Here is a 22,655-nt window from a genome sequence, read left to right as displayed (position 1 = left end):
GGGAGCCGGCCAGCGGCCGGCACTACCCGGTGGGCCCGTCCTGACCGGTTGCCAACACGGGCCGCCAGCGGGGTGGCACCTGCCCAAGGAAACCCGGATAATGCAAAAAAGCCGGACGGGCCTCCCCGTTCGGCTTTTTCCGTGTCTGGGCCTTCCATCGCCGGCCGCTCCCCGTTTGGAGCCGCCATCACCGCGCTGGCCAGCCCTGCCACGGTTTACCCGTCCGCGGCCCCGATGGCCGCAACATATGAGGAGCCCGTCATGGGTCAGTCTGTCGTAGTGCTTGGTGCCCAGTGGGGCGATGAAGGCAAGGGCAAGATCGTCGATCTGCTCACCGAGGAAATCGGTGCCGTAGTGCGTTTCCAAGGCGGCCACAACGCCGGCCACACCCTTGTCATCAATGGCAAGAAGACCGTGCTGCACCTGATCCCGTCGGGCATCCTGCGCGAAGACGCGCTGTGCCTGATCGGCAACGGCGTGGTGATCTCGCCGGCCGCGCTGCAGAAGGAAATCGCCGAGCTGGAAACCTCCGGCGTGGAAGTGCGTTCGCGCCTGAAGATCTCCCCGGCCGCGCCGCTGATCATGCCGTACCACATCGCTCTGGACCAGGCGCGCGAACGCGCTGCCGGCGGCAAGGCGATCGGCACCACCGGCCGTGGCATCGGCCCGGCGTATGAAGACAAGGTGGCGCGTCGCGGCATCCGCATCGCCGACCTGCATTACCCGGCCCAGCTGGAAGAACTCCTGCGCACCGCGCTGGATTACCACAACTTCGTGCTGACCAAGTACCTCAATACCGACGCGGTCGACTTCCAGAAGACCTACGACGAAGCACTGGCCTTCGGCGAATACGTCGAGCCGATGAAGTCCGACGTCGCCGGCATCCTGCATGACCTGCGCAAGCAGGGTAAGCGCGTGCTGTTCGAAGGCGCCCAGGGCGCACTGCTGGACATCGACCACGGCACCTACCCGTACGTCACCAGCTCCAACACCACCGTGGGTGGTGCACTGGCCGGTGCCGGCGTCGGCGCCGATGCGATCGACTACGTGCTGGGCATCGCCAAGGCCTACGCGACCCGCGTCGGCGGTGGCCCGTTCCCGACCGAGCTGGACGATGAAGTCGGCCAGGGCATCCGCGACCGCGGTGCCGAGTACGGCGCTTCGACCGGCCGCCCGCGTCGCTGCGGCTGGATGGACATCGTCGCGCTCAAGCGCGCCGTGGCCATCAACGGCATCAGCGGCCTGTGCATCACCAAGCTGGACGTGCTCGACGGCATGGAGAAGCTGAAGGTCTGCATCGCCTACGAATACCGTGGCAAGCGTACCGAGTACGCGCCGCTGGACGCGCAGGGCTGGGAAGAATGCACCCCGGTGTACCTGGAGTTCCCGGGCTGGACCGAGAACACCCACGGCATCACCAACTGGGATGACCTGCCGCCGGCCGCCCGCGCTTACCTGCGCGCGCTGGAAGAGCTGGCCGGTTGCCCGGTCAGCATCGTCTCGACCGGCCCGGACCGCGACCACACCATGGTCCTGCAGGACCCGTTCGCCTGATCAGGTGCGGGCGTGCCGGGCATGCCCGGTAGTGCCTGAAGGTGCAGGAAAAGCCCCGCGAAAGCGGGGCTTTTTCGTGGCCGGGGCGCCTCAGCGCTGGCCGATGCCCACCCGTACTTCGGACAACTCCAGGTTGCCGTCCTGGTTCGCATCCAGCCGTTGGAAACGCATCTCCGAGGAGCGGCGCATCTCTTCGGCACTCAGTTCACCGTCACCATTCTGGTCGGCGATGCGTAGCCACTCGGTAGCGGAGAACTCACCGTCGCGTTGCGGTCCCAGTACCGCCTGTACTTCATCGACGCTCACGCGGTAGTTGTGATCCGCATCGACCAGACGGAAGAACGCGTCACCGTCATACTCATCACGGCTGACCTTGCCATCGCCATTGCGATCCAGCATCGCGAAGCGGTCCGATGCGGTGGCAGGCAGGTCCTGCGCCGCGGCAGCACCTGCTGCGAGTACGCCAGACAACACGAGCAGGGCGATACGGGGGGCGGACATCGTCACGGTCTTCTCCAGAACGGGCAGGGCGTGCCGTCAGGGCCCAGTGTCCGCCGCGTGGATGACCGCGACAACGGCAATTTCCCGCATTCGCGCCAGTAGTTTTACTGAGTGCGCCCGGGCAGCTGACCGCAACGTTCGCGCTCGCGCCATCGACACCATGGCATGCTGTGCAGCCACTCAACGAGACACCGGGGCGGCATGGAAACGGGAGATCAGGCGGGCATCGGCATGAGCAGCGCGAACCGCGCCCTGCATGCGGTGGTATCCGAGCTTGAAGCGCTGTTGCGCGGCGACGGCGAACGCCACTGGGCGGACTGGATGCGGCGCGTCATCACCCAGCTCGAGCAGGGCAATCCCGGCGCGCCGGAAAGCCTGCTGCGCGCCTACGGTGGCATGGGGTCTTTCAACGACCTCGCGCTTGGCCAGGATTACAGCAACGGCCGCTTCCAGTGGAAGGCAGACGCTGGCGAACTCAATGACCGCCTGGATGCGCTGCGCGGCCGTGCCTGGGAACTGGCGCGGGCGATCCGGAACGCTACCCCCGGCCCCCGTTGATCAGAGCGCCTGCTGACCTTTCAGCACCGGATAGGGGTTGATGGATTCGCCTTTCCACCACTGATTTTCCGGGCCCAGTACGTGGATCTCGAAATGCAGGTGCGGCGCGTCGGGGCTGGCATTGCCGGTGCTGCCGACATAGCCGATCACCTCGCCACGCTTGATGGTCTTCTTCTCGGCCAGACCGTCGGCATAGCGGTCCAGGTGCGCGTAGTAGTAGCAGTAGCGGCCGCTCGGCTCGAACTGGTACACGGTCAGCCCGCCCCGCACGCTGTCGAACAACTTTTCGACCGTCCCATCGGCAACCGCCAGCACCGGCGTGCCGTTTGGCGCAAGGATGTCGATCGCATCGTGCACGCGACCTTCGCTGCGTGCATCGGTGAAGGTGTCCTGCAGTTGCTCGGCACCGATGCCCTGCACCGGGAGCAGCAAGGCGCCGGCCGCGTTTGCCGGTGCCGGTGCGGCACCGCCCGCGTCAGGCGCGGGCGGTGTGGGCGTGGTCTGGATCGGTACCGGCGTCGGGGCCGGGGTGGCAGCAGGTGGCGGTGGCGCATCGAGTGCGGCGCGGGTGGAACTCGTGGCCGAGCCTATCTTGGCCGGCTCGGCGGCTCCCAGGCGGGCAGAGGGGCCAGGCCCCAGCAGCCAGTACCCGACCACGCCGATGACCAGGCCCACCGCCAGCAGTCGCAGGATCTTCATCTGCTTACTCCTGCATCACGACCGGCACGGAGGCATCCACTGCGTCGGCCACCTGCAGCGCATCCCAGTTGGTCATGCGCACGCAGCCGTGCGATTCGGTCTTGCCGACGTGGCCGGGCTCCGGGGTGCCGTGCAGGCCGTAGTGCGGCTTGGAGATATCGATCCAGACCACGCCGACCGGGTTGTTCGGGCCGGGCGGCAGCACCGCTTTGCTGTCACCGGCCTTGGCGTCCCAGAACAGCTTGGGGTTGTAGTGGAAGGTCGGATCGCGCGAAATGCCCAGGATCTTCCACTTCCCGATCGGCAGCGGGTCATGCCTGCTGCCCGAGGAAACCGGGAACTGCGCATAGACCTTGCCGTCGGCATCGAACAGGCGCAGCGTCGAGTCGGATTTGTCGATCACCAGCTTGCTGGCCTTGGCCAACGGTGTGACGGAGATGTTCGGTACCTGGATCACACTGCCGGCCTTGCCCAGGTCCACGCCCGGGTTAAGGGTTTTGAGCAGTTCCGGCGAGGCATGGAAGCGTTCGCCGAGCGCCTCTTCCACCGAGCCGAAGCCGAGCGCTTTCAACTTGGCCTGTTCGGCCGGGCCCTTCGGCACGGGGTTGAACGGGCCGGCAACGTCCTCGGCGGTCAGCGTATAGCGCACCAAGGGCGGAGCGCTGTCCGGCTGCAGGGCCTTCCACGTCGCATCGTCCAGTTCGCCGGTGACCTTCAATCCTCGCGCGGCCTGGAAGCCGGAGACCGCGCGTTTCTGGTTCGAGCCGACTTCGCCATCGATCTGCCCCGGCGAGAAATGGGCGCGATCCAGCAGCACCTGCGCGTGTAGATCAGAGCGGACGCCGGTCGCCACGGGTGTCTTGGCGGTGGCCGTGTCAGCGGGAGTGGCCGCGGGTGCCGTCTGTGCGACCGCCCAGCCGGAGGACGCTCCCAAGGCGAGGGCGAGCGCGGTGAGGCGGGCGATTCGGTGCAGGCGAAGGGACATCGGCAACTCCAGCGGGAACGTGTTTCCACCATGCCTGCCCGGTGTGCGCACTCGCCGTGAAAACCCTGACGCGCGGCTGAGTGGCGCACGGGAACGCGCACGCGGCGCGCCTAAGGTGAATCCATTCACAGCGTGATCACGCTAGCCGGTCAAGCCGCTGGCCCTGGCGCCGATACCAGCCCACCCCCCACGTTTTTGGATGTCTCATGAATTATCTGCGCAACGTCAGTGTTGTCTGGCGTCTAGGTATGGGTTTTGGCCTGTTGTTGCTGCTGGTGGCGGCCGTGGTGGCCACCGGCGCGACTGGCAGCGCCGAGCAGAAGCGCGCGATGCAGCAGGTGGTCGAGGTCAACGTGACCAAGGTGAGGCTGCTCTCGGACATGCTCGATGCCAACAACCAGATGATGGTCGTGCGCCGGGAGATGCTGATCCGCCAGGGCGACGGTCTGGCCGATGACGAAGCACGCATCGCCGCGCTGGTCGCGCGCTATGAAGCCAGCTGGGCCGCCTACCAGGCGCTGCCCACGCAGCCCGAGGACAAGGCCATCGGCGAGGCCATCGCGGCGGCCCGCGCGGTGGCGCGTCCGCTCAACAAGCAGATGAGCGAACAGCTGCAGCAGGGCGATGTTGCCGGTGCCACGGCGCTCACCCTGGGCGCCGTGCAGCAGGCGGCCAATAGCTGGAACCAGGCGCTCAGCAATGGCGTGGTCTACGAGGAAAAGCAAAGCCGCCAGGCCGCTGCCCAGGCGATCCGGCTGGGTGAGCGGACCCTGCTGCAGCTGCTGGTGCTGGGTGCGATCGCGCTGGTGGTCGGCATCGCCGCCTCCGTGCTGATCGGCCGCAGCCTGACCGGTCCGCTGGCCCGCGCCGTCGGCCTGGCGAACCGCATGGCCAAGGGTGATCTGGCCGACGACGTCGATCTGGGCGGCCGCGATGAGATCACCCAGCTCGGCAACGCGATGGCCACGGTTCGGCAGAGCGTCCAGGGCGCCATCGCCGCGCAGCTGGACATGGCGCGTCAGCATGAAGCCGGGGCCATCAGCCATCGCATGGATGAGACGGCCTTCCCCGGCGATTTCGGGCGGATGATCCACGCCACGAACGCGTTGGTCGGTTCCCACGTCGCCGTCGAGTTCCACATGGTCGAGGTGATGCAGCGCTACGCGATCGGCGACCTCAGTCGCGACCTGGACAGCTACCCCGGCGAGAAGGCCGTGTTGACCACCACCATGGCCAACGTCAAGGACAGCCTGATGGCGATCAACCAGCAGATCGAGACGTTGGCCGCCGCCGCGCGTGCCGGTGACTTCTCGGTGCGCGGCAGCGAGCAGGCCTTCCAGTTCCAGTTCCGGGCCATGGTGGCCCAGCTCAACGGCATGATGGCCAGTTCACAGAGCAGCATCGCCGACCTGTCGCAGGTGCTGCGCGCGATCTCCACCGGCGACCTGACCGCGCGGATGGAGGGCCACTACGAGGGTGTGTTCGCGCAGATGCGCGACGATGCCACGGTGACCGCCGGGCAGTTGACCGGCATCGTGCGGCAGATCCAGGGCGCGGCCGGCAGCATCAACGATGCCGCGCAGGAACTGGCGGCCGGCCACAATGACCTGTCGCGCCGCACCGAGCAGCAGGCCGCCAATCTGGAGGAGGCGGCCGCGTCGATGGAAGAGCTGACCTCCACGGTCCGGCAGAACGCCGAACTGGCCAACCAGGCCGACCTTGAAGCCCATGCAGCCGGTGCCGCGGTCAAGGCGACCGAGCAGGCGATCGCGCAGGTGGCGGCGGTGATGAGCCAGATCGACCAGTCCTCGGCGCGCATCGCCGAGATCTCCTCGGTCATCGACGGCATCGCGTTCCAGACCAATATCCTGGCGCTGAACGCTGCGGTGGAAGCGGCCCGCGCCGGCGAGAACGGGCGCGGCTTCGCGGTCGTCGCCACCGAGGTCCGGACCCTGGCCCAGCGTGCCGGCACCGCGGCCAAGGAGATCAAGGAGCTGATCGACGACGCCAGCGCCAACGTCAGGACCGGGCTGAATGTCACGGTGCAGTCCGAAGCGGCGATCGCCCGCCTGACCCAGGCCAGTTCGCGCACCAACCAGCTGATGAGCGACATCGCCGCGGCGACCAAGGAACAGGCCGCGGGCATCGAGCAGGTCAACCAGGTGGTGGTGCAGATGGACCAGGTCACCCAGCAGAATGCGGCGCTGGTGGAAGAAGCCACCGCCGCCAGCCGCGCGCTGGAGCAGCAGGCGCACGCACTGACCGGGTCGGTGGCGGTGTTCACCCTGGAACCCGATGCCACGGCGCGGGTCCGGCCGGCGCCGTTGCAGGCGGCATGATCGTGCGGCCCGCCGGGTAAACCGGAACGCCCCGCGTCGGCGGGGCGTTGTGCCGGTCGAACCCGTCCGCCGGCGCACGCTGCCGGCGGACGGGTTCAGTCGTCGTTCTCTTCCGCCGCCTCGCGACCCTGCTGGCGGATCAGCGCTTCTTCGCGCGCATCGTTGATGGCATGGCGTACGCCATCCAGGTCGATGCTGCTTTCATCCTGTTCGAATTCGCCGGTCAGCACGCTGTCCGGCAGCAGGTCGCCGGCCTCGAACAGCGCCCACATCTCTTCGCCGTACCAGGTCTCCAGCAGTTCCGGCGCCCAGCGGCCCAGATAGGCGGTGAGGTTGTTGACGTCGCGCAGCAGCATCGTGCGCGCGGCGTTGTTGCCCGCCGCACTGACCACCTGCGGGAAATCGATCACCACCGGGCCTTCCGGGCCGACCAGCACGTTGTACGGCGACAGATCGCCGTGGATCAGGCCGCAGCACAGCATCCGCACCACCTGGCGGACCAGGATCTGGTGGAACTCGCGGGCCTGTTCAGGACTGAGCTCGACCTCGCCCAGGCGCGCGGCGGAATAGCCCTCGGCATCGGTGACCAGCTCCATCACCAGCACGCCGTGGAAGTAGCCGTACGGCTCGGGCACGCGCACGCCGGCATCGCGCAGCTGGTACAGCGCTTCGACCTCGGTGTTCTTCCAGGCCGCTTCCTGCTGCTTGCGGCCGTAATTGCTCGCCTTGCCCACGGCGCGCGCTTCGCGGCTGCCACGGACCTTGCGGCCTTCCTGGTACTGCACGCGCTGCTGGAAACTGCGCTGGGCCATGTCCTTGTAGACCTTGGCACAGCGCACGTCGTCGCCGCTGCGGACCACGTATACCGCTGCTTCCTTGCCGCTCTTGAGCGGGCGGAGCACTTCATCGATCACGCCGTCGTCGATCAGCGCCTGCAAGCCTTGGGGGGTCTTCACGGTATCTCGGGAATCGGCTGGCGCGGGGCCTGCCCTGGAGGGGGAGGGATTTTCGCATCTTCGGGCCGGGGGAGCCATCGACCCGGCCCGGCGCAGTGAGGTCGTTCAGCTGCGTGTACGTGCGCGACAGCTTGAAATCTGATTCACATCGGCGCGGCAGGCTGGGGCCACCTTCCAAGGAGTGTCGCCCATGATGCTGTCCCTGCTGCGCCGCACCGGTGCCGCCCTGGCCATGTTGCTGGCCGTTTCCACCGTGCATGCCCGCCCTGCGGCCACCGATACCGTGCTGATCGTGGTCAGCGGCGAAGGCCGCGACCAGGGCAAGACCCGTCCCGGCTTCGAGATGGACGAGTTCGCGCAGGCCTACCTGATCTTCCGCGACAACGGCCTGGCCGTGCAGGTCGCCAGCCCGCAAGGCGGACCGGTCGAGGCCGACAAGTTCAACGCCGAGGAGCCCTTCAACGCACGCGTCCTGGCCGATCCGGCCGCGGCCGCACTGCTGTCCGATACCCGCGCCACCGCGACCCTCAGCGCCGCCGACTATGCGGCGGTCTACGTGGTCGGTGGCAAGGGCGCGATGTTCGACCTGCCGGCCGACCCCGCGCTGCGGGGGCTGCTCGGCACGATGCACGACCGTGGCGCGGTGGTCGCGGCGGTCTGCCACGGCCCGGCCGCACTGGTGGACGTGCGGCTGGCGGACGGATCGCTGCTGGTGGCCGGGCGCCGCATGACCGGCTTCACCAATGCAGAGGAAGGGGTGTTCGGCAAGCGCTGGGCGAAGGAGTTTCCGTTCCTGCTGGAAACCGCGCTGCGCGAGCGTGGCGCGCGCTGGGAGCAGGCGCCGCTGATGATGCCCAAGCTGGTGGTGGACGGGCGCCTGATCACCGGGCAGAACCCCTATTCGACACCGGCCGTGGCCGAGGCGATCGTGCAGGCCACCGGCCGCACGCCGATCGCGCGCACGCCGTGGCGCGATGAGGCCAGCATGGCGCTGGTGCAGCGGCTGCTGGCCGGTGAAGGCGAGGCGGTCAAGCGCGAGCTGGCCAGCAACCGTACCGGCTATCACGATCAGCTGATCGGCGTGCTCGGCTACTACCAGCTGCAGGCCGCGCAGGACGATGCGGCTGTACGTGATGCGCTGTCGATCATGCAGCTGGCCGCCCCGTACATGAGCGAACCGCAGCTGCCGCTGGGCATCGCACAGGCGCATTGGCGGCTGGGCGAGGTGGCACAGGCGCGCGCGGTACTCGGCAAACTGCTGGAAACCCACCCGGACATGGCCGAAGCTAAGCAGCTCAAGGACACGATCGAAGGCTGACCCATGGACGATGGCCTGCACATCCTGGTGATCGAGGACAACCCGGCGTTGCGCGCCGGCATGGCCACGCTGCTGGAGGCCCGCGGCCATCGCGTGGCCTTTGCCGCCGATGGCCGCAGTGGCCTGCAGATGGCATTGGCAGAGCCGCCGGATGTGCTGGTGCTGGACCTCACCCTTCCAGGCATGGATGGCCTGCGCGTATGCAGCCATCTGCGTGAGCAGGCCGACCGCCACATCCCGATCCTGATGCTGACCGCGCGCGACACGCTGGCCGACAAGCTGGTCGGCTTCCAGGCCGGTGCCGATGATTACCTGGTCAAACCGTTCGCAGGCGAGGAACTGCTGGCGCGGTGCCTGGCCCTGGCCCATCGGCACGGCCGACGCGACGGGCATGTGCTGCGCGTCGGATCTCTCGGCATCGACCGCCGCAGCGGGACCGTACACCGCGGTGAGCAGCCGATCGAGTTGCCGCAGACGGCCTACCGCCTGCTGGTGCTGCTCGCCGAAGCCTGGCCGCGCACGGTGACCCGCAGCGAGTTGATCCGGCGCCTCTGGGGCGATGAAGCACCGCCCTCGGATCCGCTGCGCTCGCATCTGTATCTGTTGCGACAGGGGCTGGACAAGCCCTTCGACCGGCCGATGCTCAAGACCGTGCACGAGGTCGGCTTCAGGCTGGAGGCCGACGCATGACGGCACGGGTGCATCGCCTGCGCAACCGGTTGATGCTGGCCTTCGCGGTGTTCGCGCTGGCGGTGGCCGGCCTGTTCGGCCTGTACGTGGCGGTGTTCGTGTACAGCGTCGAAGACCGGTTCTTCGACGCAATGCTTGAGCAGGAAGCGCAGCAGCAACTGGAGCAGCGGGCCGCGAGTGGGACCTGGTCGCCACCGCGCAATGCGTTCATGGCGGTCCATGACAGCCCTGCCAGCTTCCCCACGGATCTCAAGGCCGCCTTCGATGCTGAGCCATGGCGCCGCGAGATCGCCGGCACCGAAGGGCGGCACTATCACCTGCGCGCGCTGCCGCCGGGCGGAGCCGGTACACCGGGATGGCTGGTCGCCGAGGTCAGCCAGCAGCTGGTGGTGCGGCCGATGCGCAGCCAGATTCTGGCGCTGCTGGCCTGGTCCGGGCTGGCCGTGGTGGTGGTCGCCATCCTGGCCGGCGCATGGCTGGCGCGACGGACCACGCGTCCCTTGTCGAAGCTGGCGGCGCTGGTCGACGGCATGGCGCCGGACAGGTTGCCGGTGGGGTTCGCCGGGGACTTCCCCGATGACGAGGTCGGCGTGCTCGCCCGCGGCCTGGACAATCTGAGCGGGCGCGTGCGTGCCTTCATTGCGCGCGAGCATGCCTTTACCCGTGATGCCAGCCATGAGCTGCGCACGCCCCTGGCGGTGATCCGCAGTGCCACCGAACAGCTGGCCAGCGAACCTGGCCTGTCCGGGGCCGGGCGGCGGCAGCTCGCGCATGTCCAGCATTCGGCGCGTCAACTCGAACAGACCGTCATCACCCTGCTGACACTGGCCCGCGAAGAGAACGTGGAACAGGACGCGACGCCACTGGCGGTGCTGCCGGTGCTGGAACAGGTGGTGGTCGAGCAGGCCGTGCTGCTGGAGGGCAAGCCGGTGGCGGTGCGGGTGGACGTGCCAGCCGACGTGAGCCTGCCGGTACCGGGGCCGGTGCTGCACATGCTGCTGGCCAATCTGGTCGGCAATGCGTTTGCGCATACCCGGGCGGGTGAGGTGTACATCGATGTGGCGGCTGGACGACTGCGCATCCGCAACACGGCGCCGGCAGGTGACCCTGACACGATCATGCAGCCATTCGCGAAAGGCGAGGGCAGCGCCGGCTTCGGGCTCGGCCTGGCGATCGTGCACCGGCTGTGCGACCGCTTCGCCATCGACCTGCGCATCGAGGGAACCGAGCACGCCACGGTCGCCAGTTTCAGCGTGCAGTAAGGCCGGCCCGCTTCCGTCCATCGCCAAAGTGCGCGATGCTCTGCCGAACGGGGGGGGGCGCATGGGCAACAGGGACGAGGGCAGCATTCACGGGGATGTCCCGGCGGAGCAGACGCCGACCGATTGGTCGTTGCTGCCGGTCACGCACGGCAATGAAGACTCGATGGTGGCTGTGATCTGGCGCCTGCTGCGGCAGGAGCCGGCGTTGATGGTGAGTGGGGGCTACGTATTCCTGTCCGTGCTGGGGTTGTGGTCGAGCTACTTCTTCTATTTCAAGTTCCGGTTGTCGATCCTGGATTACCTGCAGGTCAGCGACTTCCTGGTGGCCGGGCTGCGTGATCCGGCCTACGTGCTGATCCTGCTGTTGGGCGCGTTGCTGGCAGTGCTGCTGGGCTGGCCGGAAAGACTGCGGCGGCGCAATCCAGCCAAGGTGGCACGCCTGCGTGCGCGGCATTGGGGATGGCGGATGCTGTTCTCGGAGTCGCCGTGGATGAACTGGGAATTCTCCGGGCTGCGTCCGCTGACCGGCATGTGTATTGCGGTGGTCTGCTTCATGGCATTCGGCGCGGCGCTGTATGCGCTGAGCTCGGCCGAGAAGATCCGCGATGGTAGGGGCGGTACACCAGTGCAGGTCGTGCTCGGAGGTGACGCTGCAGCGCTGCCGGGCACCGCGAAACTGCTGGGATCCAGCAGTGCGTTCGTGTTCCTGTGGTGGCCGGAGCAACGGCGCGCCGAAGCCGTGCCGATCAGCGCGATCCGTCGGCTGCAGTCGTTGCCCTTGCCAGTCAAACCGGTGGCGCCCCGAACGGTCACCCCATCCAGGCCGTCCACCGCGCCAGCGGCGCGGTAAGCGCAACGGTAAGTGCTCTGCCGCCTGCTGCTTCAGGCAGCACGCGGTAGATGCACGGTCGGCCCTGCGCGTACGTCAGCCCTTGCCGGCTGCTCGCTTGCGGGCGCCGGTCGCTGCCGTCTTTTTCGCAGGCGCCCCGGTGGCGGTTTTCGAGGCCGCTTTGCCGGTGGCCTGCTTGGCGACGGTCTTCTTCGCCACCTTCTTTGCCGTTTTCTTGATCGCGGTTTTTGTCGTCGCTTTTTCAGCGGCCTGCGTCGCCGTCTTCTTTGCAGTTTTCTTGGTGGCCTTCCCGGGCGCTGCTTTCGCAGCGGCCTTCTTCGCAGCGGTTTTCTTTACCGCTGCCTTCTTCGTCGCCGCGGTCTTCGAGGTCTTCGAGGTCTTCGTGGTTTTGGCGGCGGTCTTGTTCGCACTACCGCTCTTCTTCCCGCCACCATCCTGCTTGTTGACCGTGGCCCAGGCGATGCGCTCCGCAGCCGCTTCGCTGCGGCCCTGGTCTTTCTCGCTTTCCTCGATGTGCTCGGCGTTGCGCTTCTGCTTGTCGGTATAGCTGGATTTATCACCGCGCGGCATGGTCATGCTCCTGTCTGGTGACGAAGGTGGCGCCGCTCAGGAGAGCGTGCGCACCTTCGGTTCGCGGGCCCATTGCCGCGTAGCGGCGGCGGCAAGGAAGGCCTTGGCATCCTCGGCTTCCACCACCCCGGCATCGTTGCCGACACGCGCGATCTTCAACAGCGCCTGCGCGCCATCATCGGCGGCGATCGCCTTCAGGTGGACCCAGGCATCGCTGACGAAATCGATTGCGGCCGATTCCTTGCCCAGCTTCTTTGCCGCCTCGGGGCTGAGTACGACGGCCACCGCATCGAAGACCACCGACGGCGTACCGGCCAGCTGGCCATCCGCCGCCAGCGTCTTGCCGTCACTGAGCCTGGCGCCACCGATCTTGGGCGCAACCAGCTTGACGCTGGCGCCGGCCTTGTCGGCCGCCTTGCGCAGGTTGGCGATCAGCGCCGCATCGGAGCCCTCGTCGAACAGGATGCCGATGCAGCGACCGGTCAGCAGGTCCTTGGTGCGGCCGATGATGCGCACTTCCGGCGCCTTCGGGAAATCCTGCGCCGGGGTCTGGGTGGCGGCCGGCTCGGGCAGGGCCGGCATCGCCAGACCATCGGCAACCCGCTTGGCCAGGGCCTCATCGATGTTGCGCAGATGGCTCACGGTGCGCTCGCGCACCTTGACCGTCTCCACCTTGGACAGCTCGAACACCAGCGCCGAGGCCAGATGGGCCTGTTCCGGTGCCTCCAGGCTGCGGAAGAACATCCGGGCCTGGCTGTAGTGATCGGCGAAGCTGTCGGCCCGCACGCGCCCCTTGCGGCCGTCATCCGGCGCGGTGGCGTGGCTCGGGAAGCCATCGGCGGTCTCGCGCGGGCTGTCGCCCTCCAGCGAACTGGGATCGTAGGCGACCCGTCCCTTGGGGATGTTCATCTGCATGTGCCCGTCGCGCTGATGATTGGCGAAGGGGCACTTGGGCGCATTGACCGGGATCTGGTGGAAGTTCGGGCCGCCCAGGCGGCTGAGCTGGGTATCCAGGTAGGAGAACAGGCGGCCCTGCAGCAGCGGATCGTTGCTGAAGTCGATGCCCGGCGGCACGTTGGCCGGGCAGTAGGCGACCTGCTCGGTTTCGGCGAAGAAGTTGTCCGGCCAGCGGTCCAGCACCATGCGCCCGATCACGGTCAGCGGCACCAGCGACTCGGGAATGATCTTGGTCGAATCCAGATGGTCGAACGGGAAAGCCTCGGCCTGTTCCTCGGTGAACAGCTGTACCGCCAGTTCCCACTCGGGGAAGTTGCCGGTGGTGATCGCCTCGAACAGATCACGGCGGTGGAAGTCGTTGTCCGCGCTCTGCAGCTTCACCGCCTCGTCCCAGACGGTGGACTGGATGCCCAGCTTCGGCCGCCAGTGGAATTTGACGAAGGTCGACTCGCCGGCATCGTTGATCAGGCGGAAGCTGTGGATGCCGAAGCCCTCGATGGTGCGCAGCGAACGCGGGATCGTGCGGTCGCTCATCGCCCACATGATCATGTGCATCGACTCGGGCATCAGCGAGACGAAGTCCCAGAAGGTATCGTGTGCGCTGGCTGCCTGCGGGAATGCCCGGTCCGGCTCCATCTTCACCGCGTGGATCAGGTCGGGGAACTTGATCGCGTCCTGGATGAAGAACACCGGGATGTTGTTGCCGACCAGGTCCCAGTTGCCCTCCTTGGTATAGAACTTGACCGCGAAGCCGCGCACGTCACGCGGGGTGTCGACCGACCCGGCGCCACCGGCCACGGTGGAGAAGCGGGTGAACACCGGGGTGCGTACGCCCACTTCATTGAGGATCCGCGCCCGGGTGTACTCGCCAAGCGAGCGGGTCAGCTCGAAATAGCCGTGCGCCGCGCTGCCGCGGGCATGCACGATGCGCTCGGGGATGCGCTCGTGATCGAAGTGGGTGATCTTCTCGCGAAGGATGAAGTCTTCCAGCAGGGTCGGCCCGCGCGGGGTGGCGCGCAGCGAGTTCTGGTTGTCACCGACCGGAATGCCCTGGTTGGTGGTCAGCCCGGGGTGGCCGTTGCCCGCGCGCTGGTGCAGTTCATCCCCTTCGCCGCGGACATCGGTGGCGGGTGCGGGGGCGTTCTTCGTGCTTTTCTTGCTGGCGGCCATGAGGCGACTCCGGGAGCTGGCGGGAAGGGGGATCACCTCACACTGGCGGGCCGGGCGTTAATCGAAGGTGCGAAAACACGACGCTGCTTGCACCCGCGCTTCACATGCGGCGCCCGGGCGCTGGGTGAGGCGCGCGCGGGCAGGTATCCTTGGGCGCGTCTTCTCCTGTCTTTCCCAGCCGCATGCGCGTTGAACCCGCCGACATCGAAGCCCTGTTTGATGCGATCCCCGACGTCCTGTTCTTCATGAAGGACTGCGACGGGCGGTATACGCATATCAACCAGACCATGCTGCGCCGGCTGGGCCTGAAGTCGCGCAAGGAGGTGATCGGGCGGACCGCGGCGGAGATCTATCCCACCGGCCTGGGGGCCGATTACGCCACCCAGGACGAGCAGGTGCTGGCCGGCAAGGTCATCGAGAACCTGATGGAACTGCATCTGTTCGCCAACCGCGAGCCGGGCTGGTGCCTGACCTGCAAGCGGCCGCTGCTGGTGGACGGGCAGATCCGCGGGTTGATCGGCATCTCGCGCGACCTCGGCCAGAAGGACAGCCTGGGCACCCAGTACGAACAGCTGCGCCTGGCCCTGGCCCATCTGAATGCGCATTACGCCGAGAACGTGCGCATGCAGACCCTGCTCGACATCACCGGCTTCTCGCTGTCCAAGCTGGAGCGCACCTTCCGCAAGGTGTTCCAGATGACCCCGCAGCAGGTGCTGACCCGGCTGCGCATCCAGATGGCGGTGCACCTGCTGCACGGCCCGGACAGCATTGCCAGCATCGGGCAGGCGTGTGGCTTCACCGACCAGAGTGCGTTCACCCGGAAGTTCAAGGCCGAGGTCGGGCTGTCGCCCCGGGCCTATCGCGCCCAGATCGGGGAGCGCGCCGCCGCCTGAGGCGGGGTGGGGCTTCCGGCCTATGCCGCCGCGCGGCCGACAGGGTATGGTGTCGCACTTGTTGCCCGCCAATCGATTCCGATGCCCGCATCCCAGACTCCGGCTCCTGCCACTCCGCCCGCCGATCCCCGCCTCGGGCACGCGCTCAAGCCTCGCCAGCTGATCATGATGGGCCTGGGCAGCGCGATCGGTGCCGGCCTGTTCCTCGGCTCCGGCGTGGGCGTCCAGGCCGCCGGCCCGGCGGTCCTGCTGTCGTATCTGGTGGCCGGCGCACTGGTGATCATCGTGATGAACGCGCTGGGCGAAATGGCCGCAGCCAAGCCGACCAGCGGCGCGTTCTCGGTGTACGCCGCTGATGCCATGGGGGCCACTGCCGGTGCCACGGTGGGCTGGCTGTGGTGGGTGCAGCTGGTGATCGTGATCGCCGCTGAAGCGGTCGGTGCGGCTGGCCTGCTCGCCACGGTGTGGCCGGCGATCCCGGTGCCGATGGCTGCGCTGGCCTTCATGCTGTTCTTCACCGCGATCAACCTGCTCGGGGTGAAGAACTTCGGCGAGTTTGAATTCTGGTTCGCGATCCTGAAAGTGGCCGCGATCGTCGGCTTCATCCTGATCGGCGTGGCGCTGCTGATGGGCTGGCTGCCGGACGTGGCCTCACCGGGCCTGCGCAACTTCACCGAGCACGGCGGGTTCATGCCCAAGGGCCTGGCCGGCATCGGCGCGGCGCTGCTGGTGGTGGTGTTCGCCTTCGGCGGCACCGAGATCGTGGCGGTGGCCGCGGCGGAAACCGAAGATCCCGAGCGCAGCATCGCCCGCGCGATCCGCACCGTGGCCTGGCGCATCCTGGTGTTCTACATCGGCTCGCTGAGCGTGATCATCGCGGTGGTGCCGTGGACCAGCGAGGCCCTCCGCTCGCCGTTTGCCGCTGTGCTCGAAGCGGCCAAGATTCCTGGCGCGGCCACGGCGATCACGTTGATCGCGGTGATCGCGCTGTTGTCGGCGCTCAATGCCAATCTGTACGGCGCGTCGCGGATGATGTACTCGCTGGCCCAGCGTCGCGAGGCGCCGGCCGTGCTGGGCTGGACCGATCCGCGCCAGGTGCCGATCATCGCGGTGCTGGCCAGCGTGCTCTTCGGTTTTGCGGCGACGGTGATGGAGCTGCTGTTCCCGGACAAGGTACTGCCGGTACTGCTCAATATCGTCGGCTCGACCTGCCTGCTGGTGTGGACCATCTCGCTGCTGTCGCAGCTGATCCTGCGCCACCGTGCCAACCGCGACGGCACCCGCCTGCCGTTCCGCATGGCCGGCTATCCGTACCTCACGGTGATCGGCCTGGGGGTGCTGGCGCTGATCTTCGGCCTGCTGCTGTCCGAGTCGCACACGCGCCTGCAGTTCCTGTCGATGGCCGCGCTGACGGCGGTGATCGCCATCAGCAGCGAAGTCGCCCGCCGCGTGCGCGCCAGCCGCCGGGCCGACTGACCCCGGGCGGGTGGTGGGTGCCGACCGTTGGTCGGCACACCCCGCAAGGGCACGCAACAAAAAACGGCCCGCGCGATGCGGGCCGTTTTCATTCCAGATGCATGCCGATCAAGGTAGGTACCGACCGTTGGTCGGTACGCCTGTCAGGCATCGTGCCGACCATCGGTCGACACCTACATCTCCACGCCCTCGTCTTCCTTGTACGCATCGACCGGGATGCAGGCGCACATCACGTTCTTGTCGCCGTACACGTTGTCCACGCGCGCCACCGGCGGCCAGTACTTCTGCTGGCGCAGGCTGGCCAGCGGGAAGGCCGCCAGCTCGCGCGGGTAGGCGTGGGCCCACTCGCTGGCCGACACCACCGCAGCGGTATGCGGGGCGTGCTTGAGCGGGTTGTCCTCGCGGTCCAGGCGGCCGTCTTCGATCGCGGCGATCTCTTCGCGGATCTGGATCATCGCGTTGATGAAGCGATCCAGTTCGTGCAGCGATTCGCTTTCGGTCGGCTCCACCATCAGCGTGCCGGCGACCGGGAAGCTCAGGGTCGGGGCGTGGAAGCCGAAGTCGATCAGGCGCTTGGCCACGTCCTCGGCGCCGATGCCGGAGGTCTTCTCCAGCGGACGCACGTCCAGGATGCACTCGTGCGCCACCAGGCCGTTGCGGCCGGTGTACAGGGTCTTGAAGTGCGGGGCCAGGCGCTTGGCGATGTAGTTGGCGTTGAGCAGCGCGACTTGGGTCGCCTTGCGCAGGCCGGCGGTGCCCATCAGCGTGATGTACATCCAGCTGATCGGCAGGATCGAGGCGCTGCCGAAGCTGGCCGCGCTGACCATGCCCACATCGCCTTCGCCGCCAAGCACCTTCGGCAGGAACGGGGCGAGGTGCGACTTGACCGCGCACGGGCCCACGCCCGGGCCGCCGCCGCCGTGCGGAATGCAGAAGGTCTTGTGCAGGTTCAGGTGCGACACGTCCGAGCCCCACTTGCCGGGCTTGGCCACGCCGACCAGGGCGTTCATGTTGGCGCCGTCGGTGTACACCTGGCCGCCGTGCTTGTGCACGATCTCGCAGATTTCCACCACTTCTTCCTCGAACACGCCATGCGTGGAGGGATAGGTGATCATCAACGCGGCCAGGCGGTCGCTGTACTTCTCCGCATTGACGCGGATGTCGTCCAGGTCGACGTTGCCGTTGGCATCGGTCTTGGTCACCACGACCTTCATGCCGCACATCTGTGCCGAGGCCGGGTTGGTGCCGTGCGCCGAATCCGGGATCAGGCAGACGTCGCGATGGCCTTCGCCGCGCGAGCGGTGGTAGGCGCGGATCGCCAGCAGGCCGGCGTACTCGCCCTGCGCACCAGAGTTCGGCTGCAGGCTGACCGCGTCATAGCCGGTGCATTCCACCAGCATCGCTTCCAGGCCGTCGATCAGTTCCTTGTAGCCGGTGGCCTGGTCGGCCGGGGCCAGCGGATGGATGTTGGCGAACTCCGGCCAGGTCACCGGAATCATCTCGGCGGTGGCGTTGAGCTTCATGGTGCAGCTGCCCAGCGGGATCATGGTGCGATCCATCGCCAGGTCCTTGTCCGCCAGCGAACGCAGGTAACGCAGCAGTTCGTGCTCGCTGTGGTGGGTGTTGAACACCGGGTGGGTCAGGAATTCGCTGGTACGCACCAGGCCGGCCGGCAGCGCGTCGGCGGTGGCGGCGTCGAGGGCATCGACATCCACCGTGGCACCGAACAGCTGGCCGAGCGCGACGATGTCGGCGCGGGTGGTGGTTTCATCCAGGCTGATGCCGACCGCGTCGCTGTCGATCGCGCGCAGGTTGATGCGCGCCGCGGCGGCCTTGGCGTGGATCGCCTTGGCATCGACATCCTTGACGTGGAGGGTGTCGAAGAAGTGCTCGCCGACGTTGACGCCGGCAGCGCGCAGCGCACTGGCCAGGATCGCGGCCAGGCGATGGGTGCGGCGGGCGATGCGGGTCAGCCCTTCCGGACCGTGGTACACCGCATACATCGACGCCATCACCGCCAGCAGCACCTGGGCGGTACAGATGTTGGAGGTCGCCTTCTCGCGGCGGATGTGCTGCTCGCGGGTCTGCAGGGTCAGGCGGTAAGCGGCATTGCCCTGCGCATCGACCGAGACGCCGATCAGGCGGCCCGGCATCGAGCGCTTGTACGCATCGCGGCAGGCCATGAAGGCGGCATGCGGGCCGCCGAAGCCGAACGGCACGCCGAAGCGCTGCGAGTTGCCGACCACGATGTCCGCGCCCCATTCGCCGGGGGCGGCGATCAGGGTCAGTGCGAGCAGGTCGGTGGCCACCGCGACCAGGCCGCCGCGCGCATGCACGGCATCGGCCAGCGCCTTGTAGTCGCCGATATGGCCGAAGGTGTCCGGGTACTGCAGCAGCACGCCGTAGGCTTCGGCTTCCATCGCCTCGGCCGGGGTGCCCACGCGCAGCACGATGCCCATCGGCTCGGCGCGGGTGCGCAGCAGTTCCAGCGTCTGCGGGTGCACCGCGTCGTGCACGAAGAAGGTATCGGACTTGCTCTTGGCCGAGCGCTTGGCCAGCGTCATCGCTTCGGCGGCGGCGGTGGCTTCATCGAGCAGCGAGGCGTTGGCGATCTCCATGCCGGTCAGGTCGGCGCACAGGGTCTGGAAGTTGATCAGCGCTTCCATGCGGCCCTGCGAGATCTCGGCCTGGTACGGGGTGTAGGCGGTGTACCACGCCGGGTTTTCCAGCACGTTGCGCAGGATGACGTTCGGGGTGAGCGTGCCGTAGTAGCCCTGGCCGATGAAGGTGCGGAACACCTGGTTCTTGTCGGCGATGGCGCGGATCTTGGCCAGTGCCTGCACTTCGGTCAGCGACTCGGGCAGGTCCAGCGGCGCCGGCGACTTGATCCCGGCCGGGACGATCGCATCGGTCAGCGCGTCCAGCGAGGCGTGGCCGACCACGTCGAGCATCTGCGCGATTTCGGCGTCGTTGGGGCCGATGTGGCGTTCGACGAACGCGTGGCTGTGTTCAAGCTCGCGCAGGGAGGGAGTGTTCTGGGACATGGCTGGCATCTCGGAGAGTGGGCACGCACGTTCGGAAGGCGGCCGGGCCAGGGCGCGTCGCGGGCGACAGCGATCCACCGGACCTTGCGGTCTTCCTGGGTGCCCCTCTGTCCTTTTGCCTGAGAGTTTAAAAGCGCGCATCGGCGTGCTTCGTGCCCCTTCGGCGCCGGCACTCGCCGGTCTCTCCAGAGTTTTGGTACGGGTGGTATCGGGCCTGAGCGATTACGGGCGTTGCGCCTTCGGCAGCGGGTGCTTCAAAACAAAGCGCCGCTTCTCCCACCATGTAGCCCGGCGATTATAGCCCAGCGCTTCCACTCGCTGGGCCTTTCCAGCACCTGAATACGGGGACGCACGGACCCCGGAAACCGCGCTTGGCCATGGTGCCGGGGGCGGCAAAGGCCTATGATCACCGGATCCTCGTATTCATCTGGCGCCGCCCGTTCCGGGCTGGCGCCCGCCGTGCATTGCGCATGGCCGCTGACGGAAGCCCGCATGACGCCCGCCTCGCCCTCGACCCGCCGCCTGGCCCTGCTGCTCGCAGGCCTGGCGATGTTCGGTCCGTTCTCGATCGACACCATTTTCCCGGCGTTCCTGCTGCTGGGCGACCGCATGCAGGTGGACCAGGTCGCGGTGCAGCAGACCATCAGCGTGTACCTGCTGTTCTACGGGCTGATGAGCCTGGCGCACGGCCCGCTGTCGGATGCGTTCGGCCGGCGCCGGGTGATCATCGGCGGGCTGGTGTTGTTCATCGGCGCCTCGATCGGGTGCGCGCTCTCACGGGACATGACCACGCTGCTGGTCTTCCGTGCCCTGCAGGGCGTGACCGCCGGCGTGGGCGTGATCGTCGGCCGTGCGGTGATCCGCGATCTGTACCACGGTGCCGACGCGCAGCGACTGATGAGCCAGGTCTCGATGATCTTCGGCGTCGCGCCGGCGATCGCGCCGATCATCGGCGGTTGGATCCTGCTCGGTGGCGGCGACTGGCCGCTGATTTTCTGGTTCCTTGTGCTGTTCGGCGTGGTGCTGCTGCTGGCCACCGGCAAGTGGCTGCCCGAAACCCATCCGGTCGAGGCCCGCACACCGCTGTCGATGCGCGCGCTGCTGCGCAGCTATGCCCGCATGGGCTCCAACCCGCGCCTGCTCCGTCTGGCCGCGGCCGGCGCCTTCAACTTCTCCGGCATCTTCCTGTACATCGCCTCCGCGCCGGTGTTCGTGATGCAGCACCTGCAGCTGGGCGAGGGCGGCTTTGCGTGGTTGTTCATTCCCACCATCGGCGGCATGACGGTCGGTTCGTTCCTGTCCGGCCGCATGGCCGGGCGGATCGTGCCGCAGCGGCAGATCGCGATCGGTTTCGGGCTGTGTGCGGTCTCGGCGCTGTTGAACGTCGGTTACGTGGTGTCGGTGCCGCAGATCGCGCTGCCTTGGGCAGTGATGCCGATCTTCCTTGGCGGTGTCGGCATGGCGCTGATCTTCCCGATCCTGGCGCTGGCCGTGCTGGACATGTATCCGCATCAGCGCGGCCTGGCCTCGTCCATGCAGATGTTCATCCAGCTGATGATCAACACCGTGGTGGCCGGCGTGGTCTCGCCGATGCTCAGCAGCAACCCGCTGCATCTGGCCCTGGGCTACGCAGGCTTCTTCGCCATCGGCGGCAGCTTCTGGTACTGGGAGCGGCACTGCGAACGCCGCCGCGACCTGCTCACGCCGATCGAGTGAGCCACACGCACGCCCCGCCTGCACAGAATGCAGGCGTGGCGGCATTGCCATTGTGCGACCGCGGCGTATCCTGTGCCTTCGCCAGCCAGTTCGTGCTCCACGACAGCCAATACGCTCCCCTGCGGACGCCGCGTCCGCCGCAATTCAGGGTGATTGCATGGCTGCCCAGCAGACCTACCGCCTGTTCGATGTCGCGCTCAAGCAGCGCACTGTTCTCTCTCCGTCGCTGACCCGCATGGTCTTCGCTGCGCCCGATGTGGCCAACATGAAGACCGACGGGCCGGATCAGCGCATCAAGGTGTTCTTCCCGCTCGCCGGCCAGGCAGCCCCCGAGGTGCCGCAGGGCGAGGACTGGTACGCGCGTTATCGCGCGCTGCCCGACACAGAGCGTGCGCCGATGCGCACCTACACCCTCCGTGCGCTGCGCCCTGACGTGGGCGAAGTTGATATCGATTTCGTGCTGCACGGCGAGACCGGCCCCGCCTCGCGCTGGGCCATGCAGGCACGTGTCGGCGAACGGGTCGGCCTGCTGGCGCCGGATGCGCGGGTTGAAGCCAGCAGCGAGGGCTACGAGTGGAAGCCGCCGGCGCAGGTGAAGCGCGTGCTGTTGGTGGCCGATGACACTGCGCTGCCAGCCGTGGCCGGCATTCTGGAAGGCCTGGCGCAGTGGCCGCAGCCGCCGGAGGTGCAGGCCTTCCTGGAGGTGGAGCACGAAGCGGATGTGCTGCCGCTGCAGGCACCGCCCGGTGCGCAGCTGTTCTGGCTGGCCCGCGAGGGCGCCGCGCATGGTCAGCGGCTGCAGGACGCGGTACGGGCCCGGATCGGTCCCTACGGTCCGCGCGATGGTGAGCAGGAACTGGCCGAGATCGACATCGATCAGGACATCCTGTGGGAGCAGGCCAGTGCAACGGGTGGCGGGCTGTATGCCTGGGTCGCCGGCGAGGCCGGCGCGGTGATGGCGATCCGCCGGCACCTGGTGAAGACCTGTGGGATCGACCGCCAGGCCATCACCTTCATGGGCTATTGGCGGCACGGCAAGGTCCTGGATTGAGCCGGCCGCAGCCGCTTCAGAACGGGCCCGCCGGGGCCCGTGCGGTATCCTTGGCGCTTTGCCGCA

At 67.6% G+C, this 22,655-nt stretch carries 18 protein-coding genes and 1 riboswitch; of the genes, 11 read left to right on the top strand and 7 right to left on the bottom strand.

Going from position 1 to position 22,655, the window contains the following annotated elements; all coding sequences use genetic code 11:
* Positions 1 to 261: 261 nt before the first annotated feature.
* The gene (locus HMPREF3113_RS01750; protein ID WP_019183490.1) at positions 262 to 1,554 is read left to right on the top strand and encodes an adenylosuccinate synthase; all 1,293 of its coding nucleotides are present in this window, start codon (positions 262 to 264) and stop codon (positions 1,552 to 1,554) included.
* Positions 1,555 to 1,644: 90 nt separating this feature from the next.
* Here the strand turns inward: HMPREF3113_RS01750 and HMPREF3113_RS01745 are convergent, their stop codons facing one another.
* The gene (locus HMPREF3113_RS01745; protein WP_070470440.1) at positions 1,645 to 2,055 is read right to left on the bottom strand and encodes an EF-hand domain-containing protein; all 411 of its coding nucleotides are present in this window, start codon (positions 2,053 to 2,055) and stop codon (positions 1,645 to 1,647) included.
* A gap of 231 nt (positions 2,056 to 2,286) precedes the next feature.
* On the opposite strand from HMPREF3113_RS01745, the gene HMPREF3113_RS01740 reads away from it, so the two are divergent.
* On the top strand, positions 2,287 to 2,613 hold the full coding sequence (locus HMPREF3113_RS01740) for a DUF6966 domain-containing protein (RefSeq protein WP_070470437.1): 327 nt from the start codon (positions 2,287 to 2,289) through the stop codon (positions 2,611 to 2,613).
* On the opposite strand, the gene HMPREF3113_RS01735 is transcribed toward HMPREF3113_RS01740, so the two are convergent.
* Together HMPREF3113_RS01735 and HMPREF3113_RS01730 are read right to left on the bottom strand one after the other, a co-directional pair.
* Positions 2,614 to 3,312: a M23 family metallopeptidase gene (locus HMPREF3113_RS01735; protein WP_070470436.1), complete on the bottom strand. Its 699-nt coding sequence runs from the start codon at positions 3,310 to 3,312 to the stop codon at positions 2,614 to 2,616.
* Positions 3,313 to 3,316: 4 nt separating this feature from the next.
* Positions 3,317 to 4,297, bottom strand: a complete 981-nt coding sequence (locus tag HMPREF3113_RS01730) for a L,D-transpeptidase family protein (RefSeq protein WP_070470434.1) — start codon at positions 4,295 to 4,297, stop codon at positions 3,317 to 3,319.
* 206 nt (positions 4,298 to 4,503) lie between these two features.
* Here HMPREF3113_RS01730 and HMPREF3113_RS01725 point away from each other — a divergent pair, with 206 nt between their 5' ends.
* On the top strand, positions 4,504 to 6,636 hold the full coding sequence (locus tag HMPREF3113_RS01725; protein ID WP_070470432.1) for a methyl-accepting chemotaxis protein: 2,133 nt from the start codon (positions 4,504 to 4,506) through the stop codon (positions 6,634 to 6,636).
* 95 nt (positions 6,637 to 6,731) lie between these two features.
* Here HMPREF3113_RS01725 and HMPREF3113_RS01720 read toward each other — a convergent pair whose 3' ends face one another.
* The gene (locus tag HMPREF3113_RS01720; RefSeq protein WP_046273976.1) at positions 6,732 to 7,592 is read right to left on the bottom strand and encodes a PA4780 family RIO1-like protein kinase; all 861 of its coding nucleotides are present in this window, start codon (positions 7,590 to 7,592) and stop codon (positions 6,732 to 6,734) included.
* 190 nt (positions 7,593 to 7,782) lie between these two features.
* Here HMPREF3113_RS01720 and HMPREF3113_RS01715 point away from each other — a divergent pair, with 190 nt between their 5' ends.
* From HMPREF3113_RS01715 to HMPREF3113_RS01700, 4 genes are all read left to right on the top strand, one after another.
* On the top strand, positions 7,783 to 8,910 hold the full coding sequence (locus tag HMPREF3113_RS01715; RefSeq protein ID WP_083298680.1) for a DJ-1/PfpI family protein: 1,128 nt from the start codon (positions 7,783 to 7,785) through the stop codon (positions 8,908 to 8,910).
* Between the two features lie 3 nt (positions 8,911 to 8,913).
* Positions 8,914 to 9,600 (top strand): response regulator transcription factor, encoded by a 687-nt coding sequence (locus HMPREF3113_RS01710; protein WP_070470430.1) that lies wholly within the window; start codon positions 8,914 to 8,916, stop codon positions 9,598 to 9,600.
* On the top strand, positions 9,597 to 10,862 hold the full coding sequence (locus HMPREF3113_RS01705; protein WP_070470428.1) for a sensor histidine kinase: 1,266 nt from the start codon (positions 9,597 to 9,599) through the stop codon (positions 10,860 to 10,862). The genes HMPREF3113_RS01710 and HMPREF3113_RS01705 overlap by 4 nt, the downstream gene beginning before the upstream one ends.
* 61 nt (positions 10,863 to 10,923) lie before the next feature.
* Complete coding sequence (locus HMPREF3113_RS01700; RefSeq protein WP_070470426.1) at positions 10,924 to 11,712, top strand: hypothetical protein; 789 nt, start codon at positions 10,924 to 10,926, stop codon at positions 11,710 to 11,712.
* Between the two features lie 75 nt (positions 11,713 to 11,787).
* Here the strand turns inward: HMPREF3113_RS01700 and HMPREF3113_RS01695 are convergent, their stop codons facing one another.
* Together HMPREF3113_RS01695 and HMPREF3113_RS01690 are read right to left on the bottom strand one after the other, a co-directional pair.
* Positions 11,788 to 12,282, bottom strand: a complete 495-nt coding sequence (locus tag HMPREF3113_RS01695; RefSeq protein WP_070470424.1) for a HupB — start codon at positions 12,280 to 12,282, stop codon at positions 11,788 to 11,790.
* A 36-nt stretch (positions 12,283 to 12,318) separates the two neighbouring features.
* Positions 12,319 to 14,409 (bottom strand): catalase, encoded by a 2,091-nt coding sequence (locus tag HMPREF3113_RS01690; protein ID WP_070470422.1) that lies wholly within the window; start codon positions 14,407 to 14,409, stop codon positions 12,319 to 12,321.
* A gap of 182 nt (positions 14,410 to 14,591) precedes the next feature.
* Between HMPREF3113_RS01690 and HMPREF3113_RS01685 the strand changes: the two genes are divergently transcribed.
* Both HMPREF3113_RS01685 and HMPREF3113_RS01680 read left to right on the top strand, forming a co-directional pair.
* Positions 14,592 to 15,302 (top strand): AraC family transcriptional regulator, encoded by a 711-nt coding sequence (locus HMPREF3113_RS01685; RefSeq protein WP_019183477.1) that lies wholly within the window; start codon positions 14,592 to 14,594, stop codon positions 15,300 to 15,302.
* An 81-nt stretch (positions 15,303 to 15,383) separates the two neighbouring features.
* Positions 15,384 to 16,778, top strand: coding sequence for an amino acid permease (locus tag HMPREF3113_RS01680; protein WP_070470420.1), 1,395 nt, complete (start codon positions 15,384 to 15,386; stop codon positions 16,776 to 16,778).
* A 173-nt stretch (positions 16,779 to 16,951) separates the two neighbouring features.
* Here HMPREF3113_RS01680 and gcvP read toward each other — a convergent pair whose 3' ends face one another.
* On the bottom strand, positions 16,952 to 19,822 hold the full coding sequence (gcvP, locus tag HMPREF3113_RS01675) for an aminomethyl-transferring glycine dehydrogenase (RefSeq protein WP_070470417.1): 2,871 nt from the start codon (positions 19,820 to 19,822) through the stop codon (positions 16,952 to 16,954).
* A gap of 97 nt (positions 19,823 to 19,919) precedes the next feature.
* A riboswitch (glycine riboswitch) is annotated at positions 19,920 to 20,021 on the bottom strand.
* 293 nt (positions 20,022 to 20,314) lie between these two features.
* Here gcvP and HMPREF3113_RS01670 point away from each other — a divergent pair.
* Positions 20,315 to 21,538 (top strand): multidrug effflux MFS transporter, encoded by a 1,224-nt coding sequence (locus tag HMPREF3113_RS01670; RefSeq protein WP_070470415.1) that lies wholly within the window; start codon positions 20,315 to 20,317, stop codon positions 21,536 to 21,538.
* Between the two features lie 157 nt (positions 21,539 to 21,695).
* Positions 21,696 to 22,589 carry a siderophore-interacting protein gene (locus HMPREF3113_RS01665; protein WP_070470414.1) on the top strand — a complete coding sequence of 298 codons (894 nt, stop codon included), beginning with the start codon at positions 21,696 to 21,698 and terminating at the stop codon, positions 22,587 to 22,589.
* The last annotated feature ends 66 nt before the right edge of the window (positions 22,590 to 22,655 follow it).

The organism is Stenotrophomonas sp. HMSC10F06 (assembly GCF_001807865.1).
GTDB classification, from domain to species: domain Bacteria; phylum Pseudomonadota; class Gammaproteobacteria; order Xanthomonadales; family Xanthomonadaceae; genus Stenotrophomonas; species Stenotrophomonas bentonitica_A.
This window is presented reverse-complemented; position numbering and strand designations above follow the sequence as displayed.

Excerpts from the sequence above, each read along its gene's own strand:
- HMPREF3113_RS01750 (WP_019183490.1), top strand. The coding sequence starts at position 262 with ATGGGTCAGTCTGTCGTAGTGCTTGGTGCCCAGTGGGGCGATGAAGGC.
- HMPREF3113_RS01745 (WP_070470440.1), bottom strand. The coding sequence starts at position 2,055 with ATGTCCGCCCCCCGTATCGCCCTGCTCGTGTTGTCTGGCGTACTCGCA.
- HMPREF3113_RS01740 (WP_070470437.1), top strand. The coding sequence starts at position 2,287 with ATGAGCAGCGCGAACCGCGCCCTGCATGCGGTGGTATCCGAGCTTGAA.
- HMPREF3113_RS01735 (WP_070470436.1), bottom strand. The coding sequence starts at position 3,312 with ATGAAGATCCTGCGACTGCTGGCGGTGGGCCTGGTCATCGGCGTGGTC.
- HMPREF3113_RS01730 (WP_070470434.1), bottom strand. The coding sequence starts at position 4,297 with ATGTCCCTTCGCCTGCACCGAATCGCCCGCCTCACCGCGCTCGCCCTC.
- HMPREF3113_RS01725 (WP_070470432.1), top strand. The coding sequence starts at position 4,504 with ATGAATTATCTGCGCAACGTCAGTGTTGTCTGGCGTCTAGGTATGGGT.
- HMPREF3113_RS01715 (WP_083298680.1), top strand. The coding sequence starts at position 7,783 with ATGATGCTGTCCCTGCTGCGCCGCACCGGTGCCGCCCTGGCCATGTTG.
- HMPREF3113_RS01710 (WP_070470430.1), top strand. The coding sequence starts at position 8,914 with ATGGACGATGGCCTGCACATCCTGGTGATCGAGGACAACCCGGCGTTG.
- HMPREF3113_RS01705 (WP_070470428.1), top strand. The coding sequence starts at position 9,597 with ATGACGGCACGGGTGCATCGCCTGCGCAACCGGTTGATGCTGGCCTTC.
- HMPREF3113_RS01700 (WP_070470426.1), top strand. The coding sequence starts at position 10,924 with ATGGGCAACAGGGACGAGGGCAGCATTCACGGGGATGTCCCGGCGGAG.
- HMPREF3113_RS01695 (WP_070470424.1), bottom strand. The coding sequence starts at position 12,282 with ATGCCGCGCGGTGATAAATCCAGCTATACCGACAAGCAGAAGCGCAAC.
- HMPREF3113_RS01690 (WP_070470422.1), bottom strand. The coding sequence starts at position 14,409 with ATGGCCGCCAGCAAGAAAAGCACGAAGAACGCCCCCGCACCCGCCACC.
- HMPREF3113_RS01685 (WP_019183477.1), top strand. The coding sequence starts at position 14,592 with ATGCGCGTTGAACCCGCCGACATCGAAGCCCTGTTTGATGCGATCCCC.
- HMPREF3113_RS01680 (WP_070470420.1), top strand. The coding sequence starts at position 15,384 with ATGCCCGCATCCCAGACTCCGGCTCCTGCCACTCCGCCCGCCGATCCC.
- gcvP (WP_070470417.1), bottom strand. The coding sequence starts at position 19,822 with ATGTCCCAGAACACTCCCTCCCTGCGCGAGCTTGAACACAGCCACGCG.
- HMPREF3113_RS01670 (WP_070470415.1), top strand. The coding sequence starts at position 20,315 with ATGACGCCCGCCTCGCCCTCGACCCGCCGCCTGGCCCTGCTGCTCGCA.
- HMPREF3113_RS01665 (WP_070470414.1), top strand. The coding sequence starts at position 21,696 with ATGGCTGCCCAGCAGACCTACCGCCTGTTCGATGTCGCGCTCAAGCAG.